The 9,557-nt window shown below is 44.3% G+C and carries 13 protein-coding genes; 2 read left to right on the top strand and 11 right to left on the bottom strand.

Going from position 1 to position 9,557, the window contains the following annotated elements; genetic code table 11:
• Positions 1-222 precede the first annotated feature (222 nt).
• The 11 genes from IM515_RS22540 to ccmO all read right to left on the bottom strand — a co-directional run bounded on the left by IM515_RS22540 (position 223) and on the right by ccmO (position 6,762).
• A complete protein-coding gene (locus IM515_RS22540) occupies positions 223-1,404 on the bottom strand; it encodes a serine hydrolase domain-containing protein (RefSeq protein ID WP_287629726.1) in 1,182 nt (393 codons plus the stop codon).
• A 167-nt stretch (positions 1,405-1,571) separates the two neighbouring features.
• Positions 1,572-2,042: a PIN domain-containing protein gene (locus IM515_RS22535; protein ID WP_287632848.1), complete on the bottom strand. Its 471-nt coding sequence runs from the start codon at positions 2,040-2,042 to the stop codon at positions 1,572-1,574.
• Positions 2,039-2,383: a UPF0175 family protein gene (locus IM515_RS22530; protein ID WP_002771133.1), complete on the bottom strand. Its 345-nt coding sequence runs from the start codon at positions 2,381-2,383 to the stop codon at positions 2,039-2,041. Before IM515_RS22530 ends, IM515_RS22535 begins: the two co-directional genes overlap by 4 nt.
• A gap of 44 nt (positions 2,384-2,427) precedes the next feature.
• The gene (locus tag IM515_RS22525) at positions 2,428-2,694 is read right to left on the bottom strand and encodes a hypothetical protein (protein WP_287629728.1); all 267 of its coding nucleotides are present in this window, start codon (positions 2,692-2,694) and stop codon (positions 2,428-2,430) included.
• A 245-nt stretch (positions 2,695-2,939) separates the two neighbouring features.
• On the bottom strand, positions 2,940-3,332 hold the full coding sequence (locus IM515_RS22520; RefSeq protein ID WP_190359658.1) for an ACP S-malonyltransferase: 393 nt from the start codon (positions 3,330-3,332) through the stop codon (positions 2,940-2,942).
• Positions 3,329-3,706 (bottom strand): DUF433 domain-containing protein, encoded by a 378-nt coding sequence (locus tag IM515_RS22515; protein ID WP_190359659.1) that lies wholly within the window; start codon positions 3,704-3,706, stop codon positions 3,329-3,331. The genes IM515_RS22520 and IM515_RS22515 overlap by 4 nt, the downstream gene beginning before the upstream one ends.
• 282 nt (positions 3,707-3,988) lie before the next feature.
• Complete coding sequence (locus IM515_RS22510) at positions 3,989-4,396, bottom strand: PIN domain-containing protein (RefSeq protein WP_287629729.1); 408 nt, start codon at positions 4,394-4,396, stop codon at positions 3,989-3,991.
• Positions 4,396-4,605 carry a DUF2281 domain-containing protein gene (locus tag IM515_RS22505; protein WP_008196743.1) on the bottom strand — a complete coding sequence of 70 codons (210 nt, stop codon included), beginning with the start codon at positions 4,603-4,605 and terminating at the stop codon, positions 4,396-4,398. The genes IM515_RS22510 and IM515_RS22505 overlap by 1 nt, the downstream gene beginning before the upstream one ends.
• A gap of 146 nt (positions 4,606-4,751) precedes the next feature.
• Positions 4,752-5,123: a type II toxin-antitoxin system PemK/MazF family toxin gene (locus tag IM515_RS22500; RefSeq protein ID WP_287629730.1), complete on the bottom strand. Its 372-nt coding sequence runs from the start codon at positions 5,121-5,123 to the stop codon at positions 4,752-4,754.
• A complete protein-coding gene (gene mazE / locus IM515_RS22495) occupies positions 5,116-5,340 on the bottom strand; it encodes a type II toxin-antitoxin system MazE family antitoxin (protein ID WP_147070224.1) in 225 nt (74 codons plus the stop codon). The genes IM515_RS22500 and mazE overlap by 8 nt, the downstream gene beginning before the upstream one ends.
• Positions 5,341-5,961: 621 nt before the next feature.
• A complete protein-coding gene (ccmO, locus tag IM515_RS22490; RefSeq protein WP_036402228.1) occupies positions 5,962-6,762 on the bottom strand; it encodes a beta-carboxysome assembly protein CcmO in 801 nt (266 codons plus the stop codon).
• Between the two features lie 213 nt (positions 6,763-6,975).
• Here ccmO and raf1 point away from each other — a divergent pair, with 213 nt between their 5' ends.
• Together raf1 and csaB are read left to right on the top strand one after the other, a co-directional pair.
• Positions 6,976-8,055, top strand: a complete 1,080-nt coding sequence (raf1, locus tag IM515_RS22485) for a RuBisCO accumulation factor 1 (RefSeq protein ID WP_190359661.1) — start codon at positions 6,976-6,978, stop codon at positions 8,053-8,055.
• A 16-nt stretch (positions 8,056-8,071) separates the two neighbouring features.
• The gene (gene csaB / locus IM515_RS22480; RefSeq protein ID WP_002771114.1) at positions 8,072-9,109 is read left to right on the top strand and encodes a polysaccharide pyruvyl transferase CsaB; all 1,038 of its coding nucleotides are present in this window, start codon (positions 8,072-8,074) and stop codon (positions 9,107-9,109) included.
• The last annotated feature ends 448 nt before the right edge of the window (positions 9,110-9,557 follow it).

The following is a 9,557-nucleotide window of genomic DNA, read 5'->3' as shown; positions in this document are numbered from 1 at the left end:
GATCGCTGGAGCAGTAGGAACCACCTTAGGGAACGCACCCTACAAGATTGCGATTGCTACCCAGTGCCTTCGGTATCGTACTTAAACCCACAGTTTCAATCAATGTGCATGGTGCGTTCCCCAAAATCGATCGCTGGAGCAATAGGAGCCATATTAGGGAACGCACCCTACGGCTGTATAACACTTTCCAGCGTAATGTTGGTCCGCTTGAAGGGGCTGAGCCTACTGTATCCCAAAGAGTTTCTTGGCGATGATGTTTTCAATCAACCCCACATCTTTGTTTTCCTGGTTGCTGAGCACAATGATGACAACCTGCTCGTCCAGATAGCGCATTACAATAGATGCAAACCCTTCAATATTGCCCCCATGTGAAACAACTGCCCGATTCAGATCTGTTCCGATGGCCCAGCCGTAGCCATACGCCCAACCACCGCTATCCGGCATTGGCGCTTGGGGGGCGAACATTTCGTCCAGATAAGCCTGTGAAGTCAATTGTTCGGTGGATAGCGCGTTTTCCCAAGCGTAAAGGTCTCCAATCGTAGAATACAAAGCGCCAGCGGCATAGGGGATGGACATATCAATGTAATCCGCCGGAAGGGTGGAATATTGATCCTTATAACCCACTGCCAAGCCGTTGGCATTGTGATCATATCCGGTATCGCGCAGATTCAGCGGGGTGAAGATGGCTTGTTGCAAAAAGTCTTCGTATGTTTGGCCGGAGACTTTCTCAATGATGAAACCTAGCACAATGTAGCCGGAGTTGCTGTAGCTCCATTTCCCGCCCGGCTGGAAATCCAAAGGCAAATCTTTGAAACGCGCGATGGTTTGCTCGGGGGACGAAGGGGTGGCCCGCGAACTCTGGTAGTCACGCAACGCCGTGAAATCCGGGATGCCAGAAGTGTGCGTCAGAAGATGGTGAATCGTGATGGCTTGCCATGTAGATGGGCAATCAGCAATATACTTGCAGATGGGGTCTTGAACCTTGAGTTTGCCTTGCATCTCCAACATGAGAATGGCCATCGCTGTGAATTGCTTAGTGATGGAACCCAGCCGAAAACGGGTTTGAGCCGTGTTGGGGGTCTTCTTCTCCCGATCCGCCAAGCCGTAGCCCTTACTGAGCAACACCTTGCCCCGCTGGCCAATGAGCACTGAGGCATTGAGAAGGCCCTTGTCGGCCAGATTCTTCAGCATGGTATCAATGCTGGTAATGACATCCGGCGAGATGGCGGTGGGGACCGGGGTGGTCGGAAAGCTGGTGGCCGTTGGCGGCAGAGGTATAGCGGTGGGTGAGAGAACGGTGGAGGTGGGAGGCGGCAACGTGGGCGTCGGTGGGGATTGTGGCGCGCAAGCCGCCATCACTAGCAGAATTCCGCCTAGAGTTAGACGAACAGTATTCTGTTGCATGACGAAGCCTCTCTTTCTTTGTGATGGAGTATAGTTTATAGCAGCCCAACGGTAAAGTGCGGCGGCGGCAGGTAGCCTGAAACGCTCAACCGATGACTCTCATCCTTCCGCTGCCACGCAGTGTTAGCTGGCTTTCCTCGCCGCTTCCTCCTGACTATACTACAACCTTATTCTTTACTCTCTAGCAATACTTGAATGATGCGGCGGGATATGCGGAAGTTCGTTTGTTGCAATCGAGCAATAGCGTCTGAAAGCTCGACAAAACCCTGACTTGCAGCATCATCTAAGATTCCAAGAGTGCCGATAATGGGGATTCCACGATCGCTGGCTATCTGTCGCCCCAAGCGTTCATCGATAATCAGCAAATCTGCTGGCAAGGTTTGAGCCAGACTAATCGCTGCCTGTTCTCCAGGATCAAGGGCATCAAGAGTTTCATCTACCACGGAAACGGTTTGAACCGTAAACCAAGGTGGAGGATTGGCGATCCATTGCTGAAGGACGAGTGGCGCAGAGGGATCAACCATTTCATCTCGAACCACGTCAGGGACGATGATTTGCTGAAACAAGCGGGGGAGCAAGTCGATCTGGTTAATGAGGAGTAAATAGTTGATGGGTGAGGTATCAGAAACGACGATCATGAAGCACTATTGGTGTATTTAACACGCAGTTGACGGAGAGCTTCGCAATCGCGCTCTAAATCGGTTTCATCGTAGTGTAAATCAGCATTGTGCTGTTTCAGAAAGTCATCTACTGCCCAACGAGACGGTAGCTCAAGGATACGCCCAACCTCTGCACTGGTAATTTTTTCTACTTGATAGGCTTGTATGACTAAGGCTTCTAAAATCTCACGAGCAAGGTGATCTCGGTTAAAATGTTGAACCAGTTCATCGGGGAGATTGAGGATAATTTGCATAGGGTTGGTACTAGAAAAATCAATTCGTAGGGCAATTACTTTAAGTCTAGTATAGCTAAAATCCATAGTTTCAACTTTGTGATGATGATGTCACCTGCCATTAACTCTTGTCATTCAGAATCTTGTTGATAGTGAGAGAGAATTATATCGGCTTGACTTTTGAGAATATTTCTACGTTCAGTCATTGGTAACTTCAGAAAAGCAAGACGCTGTTTTAAGGATGGAGAGATAGCTTCGGTGGTGGAAGAATCAGAACTAACTTCTTCAACCAAAATAACTACCTCAACAGTTTGTCCTACAGTCAGATCTGGAGATTCAATTTCAATTCTATTTCCCGGTAGGACTTTTGCTGTCGTGTACAAAGTTGATTTAACCATTTTAAGCCTTCTCTTTAAGTATTGTTGTTAATGTAGCTTATTAAGATCGGCGACCGCACTTTAACCCACAGTTTCCATCAATGTGCATGGTGCGTTCCCCAAAATCGATCGCTGAAGTAGTAGGAGCCAGATTAGGGAACGCACCCTACAAGATTGCGATCTGCTACGCAGTGCCTTCGGCATCGCACTGCGGCTACGCCTTCACAGATAGACGAAGCCGCCTAACGGCAAAGTTAGGACATTTGCTATGGAATGAACAGACGACTCACGCCTAAATAATTTTCAAGGTAAAGAGCAATTTCAATCAAGCGATCAACACATTCTTCTCGATATTCTCGTTCAATAATCCGATCAACATTTGCAAACGTAACCACAGGCAAAGAAGTTGGTAAACATTCTTCTCGAATTACTTGTTCTAGAGAATCTTCACCCTTCATACTACGGTTGGCGGTTAGTAAAATCATTTGATTCTCTTGAGCAAAGTGCCAAACCACTCTATCACTGCTGGTAATTGGTAATTCAACTTCATCAAATGAAATAAAACGAATTGGTAATGTTTCAAGCCACCCTTCAGAAGTAATACTGCCAAAAAGTATGAGCGATTGCCCTTCAATATTGTGATCGATTAGAAAAATCACTGGCTTATTGCTGCTCGTTTGGCTTTACGCGCTTGCAATTTTTGCCAAGCAGAAGTATATTCAGGCTTGGGCGGCAACTTAGAAATATTAGCAATACGTTCTTGGTTACGCTCATTCCAATAATCTCGAATTTCTGCTGCTTGCTGCACAACTATTTGATACTCTGACTCTACTTCTTTGTAGTGAGCGTCAATATAAGAGATAGCTGCATCAAACTGCTCATCAGTTAGATAGAATTGATGGCGGATTAAATGACGAGGGTAATTGGCGTGAATATAGTCCATTATTTGATACAAGGTTATTCTTGTGCCAGAAATTGTTAAACCACGCTCTGTTCGAGTAATTGCGGGTTCCTTATCAGGATACAGTGACATAGTTTTGATTAGCTCCAAATGGTGTTGAGTGGCCGCTCTTTTCTCATCATATCACCCCCAACTCTGCTGGCCTCACCAATGAAAATATGGCGCATTACATTTGATTAGCGTACCCTCGTCAGCGTACTGCTACCCAGTGCCTTCCACATCGCACTTAAACCCACAGTTTCAATCAATGTACATGGTGCGTTCCCCAAAATCGATCGCTGGAGCAGTAGGAACCACTTTAGGGAACGCACCCTACAAAATTGCGTTCGGCATCGCACTGACGGGAGCAAGCAATTAATTTCTAATTTTAAGCACTTGCATAGGAGTCAAACGTCTTTGTTCTGTCTTGTCAAAATCTTGATCAAAACTCACAATAGTAGCTTTTTCAAGCTCGGCAGCAACATATTGGTAAGCATCATCAAAATCCAAGCGAAAGAGATCTATTATTTCTACGACTCTCTTCATTTGGTTAGCAGGAACACTGACCAGTACAACACCAGCATCAATCAAAACGTCATCCACAAATTTGATAAAAACGTCTCGTTGATTCAGCCGATTACAGATCACCCCGATAGAATGTAAAGTAAAATCAGTCATACACATATCAGAGGGCGAGAGCGTATCAAGTAGCTCCGCAACAACCTCCGCCTGTCCTTGTCCTAATAAGCGTTCTAGCCAAATATTCGTATCCAGAAGAAACACTAGCCATTTCTCCATTCAACTGCAAGATGCTGTAACTCAATTGATGTGTAATCGGTTTTAAGCATCCCTGCCCAGTCTTGACGGAGTTTACGTTTTATAGGTTGATTAGATTTACTTAAAAGTGACTCTACAAACGTTTGTACTTCAACCTTTAACTGGGGCGGTAATTGTCTCACCAGTTCTTCTAGTGATTTTGCAGACGTACTCATGTATTTTACCAATTCAACTGTTTGTAGTAGTTGATAACTGCTCTTACCACCACTCTAGCATAATGCCCACAGTTTCAATCAATGTACATGGTGCGTTCCCCAAAATCGATCGCTGGAGCAGTAGGAACCACCTTAGGGAACGCACCCTACGGCGATAGCGATTTGCTGAAACCGAGCTCAATACATACTGCTTTCTCTATTTCTTCCCAATAAACGTCTTCTAAAACACCCTGTTTATTCTTAATTCTTTGAGAATCTACAGCCCTCATTTGACTTAAGTTGATGTGTCGATCTCCGTCTAGTCCATTCTGCACTGTCGGTGTAATATTGACAACAAAAGGATAAGTCCTTTTCCCGGGCAACAATGGAGCAACTATTGTCGTTGTTCCATTTTGATTGCCAATATCGTTTTGTAAAATCAGGCAAGGACGTTCTTTATCGGTTTCATGACCAATAGCGGGTTTCAGATCGATCCACCAGATTTCTCCTCGCTTATAGGTTAGTCTTCCATTAGGCATTTAGACCGTCGCCCACTACAATATCCCAGACAGAGATTTCTGCTTGCATCTCTGGATCATTGGCCTGATCTTTATAAGCTTCTTCTAGCTCTTTCATAAAAACCCTTCTCTTCTCTTGCCAGAGAACATCATTTATGAAGCTGCTACGATTGCTTGCTAGTCGATCTACAAATTCCAAAACTTCGTCGTCTAAGGTTATGCTGACTTTCTTACTCATTGCCATAAACTGTTTACGACAGCCTGGTAGGATTAGATCATCATACTAACTAATCCTACATTAATTGTCAATGCCTGCCTCTGATCTGTAAGTAGATTGAATGCCTAACGACATCTAGGGGTGCTACCCAATGCCTTCGGTATCGCACTTTAACCCACAGTTTCAATCAATGTACATGGTGCGTTCCCCAAAATCTCTTGGTGGAGCAGTAGGATGCACATTAGGGAACGCACCCTACAAGATTGCTCCACATTTTCCACATTTTTAACTTTTTGAGAAGCAGTCTTTAGTTCTTCTTTGTTTACTATAGCGTTTCTGATTCGCAAGAGGTACATTACCGATCCTAAACAGCTTAATCAGCAAAGGTTAAAGTGTGCCGCACAGATGCGAGAACCGCTATAAATTCCCGACAATTAGGCTAATTCTACCGACGATTCTTCGATCTGACCGCACCCCTTGACAAAAATTTATCATTATTCGATTCGTTTAACTGTCGGGGGCCTCTCTAAAGATTTTTTACTGGGAAATCCACACCCACCAACAAACTTTTTGCCGCAAACCCTAATTCAACCTTTTGCTCCTGTACTTTTAGCAGCACAGGAGCAAAGCTAAAAATAAAAATTAATAAATGTCCTCATCGGTGATAACTTCCACGGGAATCACTTCTTCTAACACTTTTTCCTGCATTTCTTGGCGACGAATCGGTATTTTGGTTTTTTCCAATTCTGGTAAAGCGACTAATTCCCGTTGTTTTTCCCGGACAGTATTGGGTAACAACATCGGTAAAGGTTCGGGGGTTTCTAACCAGTAGCTGGCCACCGGTAGGGTATGTTCTAAATCTTCCAATAAACGGGGAATAATCATCACCGCGTGCAGTTCACCGATTTTCTCTGCTTCCCGCATTCCCGCATCAATGGCCACGGCCACATTAGCGACGGAACCCCGGATAATGGCCGTACACAAACCATCCCCAATTGTTTCGTAGGAAGCTAACTGCACATCGGCGGATTTTAACATGGCATCCGCTGCCCCCACCATAGCAGGAAAACCACGGGTTTCCAAGAGACCGATCGACATATTGCTCAGTTTGCTGAAACCCCGTTGACTTTGGGCAATTTCGGCTAAACGGCTACCAATTGGGAAAATTACCTCTAAATTGGGCATTGGTCTGGGAATAACCGATTTAGATACCAATTGTCCGAACTGTGCGGCGGTTTTTGCCCCTTCTTCCACTGCTAACCGCACATCGGCAATATTACCACGCACGATCGCCGTACAGTGACCACCGCCAATTTTTTCGTAACCCACGAGGGTAACTTCTGCCGATTTTAGCATCATATCCGCCGTCCCGACGATCGCCGGAAAGCTGAGGGTAGAGACTAAACCCAAGGCGCTATCTTTGGGGTGACGCTTGGTTTTCATCGTCCTTTGACTGGGGTTAGTTGTGGACGAGGGGGGAATGCTTCCATTAACTCTTAATCTAGACATTGAAGATAAACTTGCCCTAACAGGTACGAAGGGGGTGATTGTCAGCTATCCTGTTACTATCTAGTCTATCCTGTTAACCTTAATTGCTATTGAAGATTTTTGAGGGATTAGATAAATTTTAGTTATTGTAGCTTGACCAAGTTGTCTATGACAGAACAGCCTCGCAGTACAGATGATCGAATCAGCGAAACGGAAGCGACCGAATTAATGCGCTCGCTGCTTCATAAGGAAGGAAATTGGGTGAATTGGGGGCAAAAATGTCAAAAACTGCAAAAAGCTGGCTACGATTCCCAGTTAATTTTTGAACAAACTGGTTTTCAAAATGCCCAACAAAATTTAATTATTGTCGCTGCCCAAGTTTTTGAGAGTTTAATCAAAGCGGGGGCAGCTGAAGATTTGTTAAGTTACTACATCGGGCCGCGCAGTGATGTGCTATACGAATTGCGGATTCTCAACCAAGAACAAAGATTGGGGGCAGCGAAATTAGCGGCAGAAAAAAGGATTGAGGTGGCTGAAGCACACGATATCGCCAAAGCTATCCAAGATTTTTCCCGTTTATCCCAGATTCCCAGTGAATTTACTCGTCATCCTGGAGATGCGATCGCTTATCAGTGCTGGAAACGGGGTAAACAAAAGCGGGATTTAGCCGAAAGAGCGAAATTAATCGCTAAAGGTTTGAAATTTGCCCATTCTGACTCGGCCAGACAGGCGATCGAGTCTTTACTACAAGATTTTACCGTTACTCCCACCCGTAGCGCACCGTTGCTACCCGTCCATCGTTTACAGGATGAGGACGAATTAGCCAGAATTATTCCTTTAGTAGGAAGATTTCCGGTGACGGTAACTGATATAAAATGCACAGAAAGTTTGAGCGTCGAGGAACCTTTTCGACTGGTAACGGTGGGGGATAAACAAACAATCGTGCCTCTCCCCGGTTGGCAAGCAATTCTCAAGGCGATCGATCCTGTAGCGATTTTATGGCCTAGCGATCAATTACCTCGATCGATTGCCACCAGGTCTGAGGAAGTGTTATTAGTGATCGATCGAGTTTTTGCCGAATGGGACGTGAACAATTATTATCTAGTAGAGAGAGATAATTCCGTTTTTTTACAATGGTTTGATAGTTCCCCCGATGTCACAATACTAGGTGAATTGGTCTTGATTTTAAGAGCCAAAAATATCCTTGATGAAAAAAACATCACCGAACCCTGGCAAATGGACGACTAAAACTGATAACTGATATATGCGTGCAGTAATTTGTGGATATTATGGGAGAGGAAACGGAGGAGATGAGGCATTATTAGTGTCTCTATTGCAGATGCTGCCGTCAGAAATTAAACCTATTGTTTTGTCAAATAATCCCAGAGAAACCAGTCAACGTTATGGAGTGGAAACCTGTCCTAGTCGGGATTGGTGGCAAGTTTTTCAAACTCTTAAAAAAGCCGATATATTTATCTGGGGTGGTGGCAGTTTAATGCAGGATGTCACCAGTTTTGCTAGTCCAATTTATTACGGTGGTTTAATGGCTCTTGCTCAATTATTGGGCTTAAAAACTATTGCTTGGGGCCAGGGAATTGGACCATTAAATAGACCTTTTACCCGTTGGTTAACCAAAAAAGTCTTAAAACAATGTAGTTTAGTTACTGTGCGCGATGATATATCGGCTCATTTAGTCGCTGATTGGGGTATTAGTCCCATTGTTGCCCCCGATCCAGTATGGGCTTTAGACGCTCAATCAGTCAAGGGATTATCGGATTTACCTGCCCCAAGAATCGCCGTCAATTTACGTCCCCATCCCCTATTAACCCCAGCAAAATTAGATAAATTAACCCAAGCTTTAATTCATTTGCAAACCAGTACGGGGGCATTTATTCTCTTAGTCCCTTTTCAAAAGTCGCGGGATTTGCCCCTCTGTGAAGCTGTAGCCCGTCAATTAAGGGAAAATTATCAAATCATTAGTTTAGAGGATCCTAGACAGTTAAAAGGCTTATTTCGCGGGGTAGAAATGGTGATCGGAATGCGCTTTCATAGTTTGATTATGGCCGCAGCAGAAGATTGTCGTTGTTTTGCCCTTAGTTATGATCCGAAAGTGTCGCGATTAATTGCCGAAGTACCGATGCCGGGTTGGGAATTAGATCAGTTACCAGAAACAGTTAATGATATTAGTAATGCTTGGATTAATTTTTATGCCAATGGAGAGGGATTAACCAGCGATCGCAAACATTTTTTAATCGATCGAGCTTTAATTCATCGAGAAATTTTGTTTAGATTGGTGAGCTAATTTTTATGTCGAGTGCTATTACTGATGCCAGTGCGATTTCATTCTAAAAAGTCTCAAAATATGCTTAAGTCCATAACCAGAATGTCTCTGTGCTTTGGTCCTGTTAGTAAATCCGGCTTCTCGGTAAAGATTGATGGCTAAATTTCTCGTAATTGCCCACCAATTAGCAAGAAAACCCATTCTTGTTCTTGAACGATCTTCCCCAAAGGTAACATCTCTAACATAATGAACGCAATTTTAGGCGTTGTCAAATTGAAAGATGCTCCGAATCAGCACCGGAGCATTGCATCTTTCCTCTTCTGATCTGATACCTGGACTTCCCCCGTATAAACATACTAGCTATGGCTAAAAGTCTTACAGAGCCTGAGTTCAAGCAATGAAATACTAATGAACTACTGGACACAAAATCCTGAAGTTCTTACGCCGATAGGGTTTGAGGCAAAAATTT

The organism is Microcystis sp. M44BS1, assembly GCF_020244875.1.
Classification (GTDB): domain Bacteria; phylum Cyanobacteriota; class Cyanobacteriia; order Cyanobacteriales; family Microcystaceae; genus Microcystis; species Microcystis panniformis.
The sequence above is the reverse complement of the archived record's forward strand: the minus strand, read 5'-3'. Positions and strand labels throughout refer to the sequence as shown.

What these genes read in the sequence shown, in the direction of transcription:
- IM515_RS22540 (WP_287629726.1), bottom strand. Translation starts at nt 1,404, where the DNA reads ATGCAACAGAATACTGTTCGTCTAACTCTAGGCGGAATTCTGCTAGTG.
- IM515_RS22535 (WP_287632848.1), bottom strand. Translation starts at nt 2,042, where the DNA reads ATGATCGTCGTTTCTGATACCTCACCCATCAACTATTTACTCCTCATT.
- IM515_RS22515 (WP_190359659.1), bottom strand. Translation starts at nt 3,706, where the DNA reads ATGTCACTGTATCCTGATAAGGAACCCGCAATTACTCGAACAGAGCGT.
- IM515_RS22525 (WP_287629728.1), bottom strand. Translation starts at nt 2,694, where the DNA reads ATGGTTAAATCAACTTTGTACACGACAGCAAAAGTCCTACCGGGAAAT.
- IM515_RS22530 (WP_002771133.1), bottom strand. Translation starts at nt 2,383, where the DNA reads ATGGATTTTAGCTATACTAGACTTAAAGTAATTGCCCTACGAATTGAT.
- raf1 (WP_190359661.1), top strand. Translation starts at nt 6,976, where the DNA reads ATGACAGAACAGCCTCGCAGTACAGATGATCGAATCAGCGAAACGGAA.
- csaB (WP_002771114.1), top strand. Translation starts at nt 8,072, where the DNA reads ATGCGTGCAGTAATTTGTGGATATTATGGGAGAGGAAACGGAGGAGAT.
- IM515_RS22500 (WP_287629730.1), bottom strand. Translation starts at nt 5,123, where the DNA reads ATGCCTAATGGAAGACTAACCTATAAGCGAGGAGAAATCTGGTGGATC.
- IM515_RS22505 (WP_008196743.1), bottom strand. Translation starts at nt 4,605, where the DNA reads ATGAGTACGTCTGCAAAATCACTAGAAGAACTGGTGAGACAATTACCG.
- mazE (WP_147070224.1), bottom strand. Translation starts at nt 5,340, where the DNA reads ATGAGTAAGAAAGTCAGCATAACCTTAGACGACGAAGTTTTGGAATTT.
- ccmO (WP_036402228.1), bottom strand. Translation starts at nt 6,762, where the DNA reads ATGAAAACCAAGCGTCACCCCAAAGATAGCGCCTTGGGTTTAGTCTCT.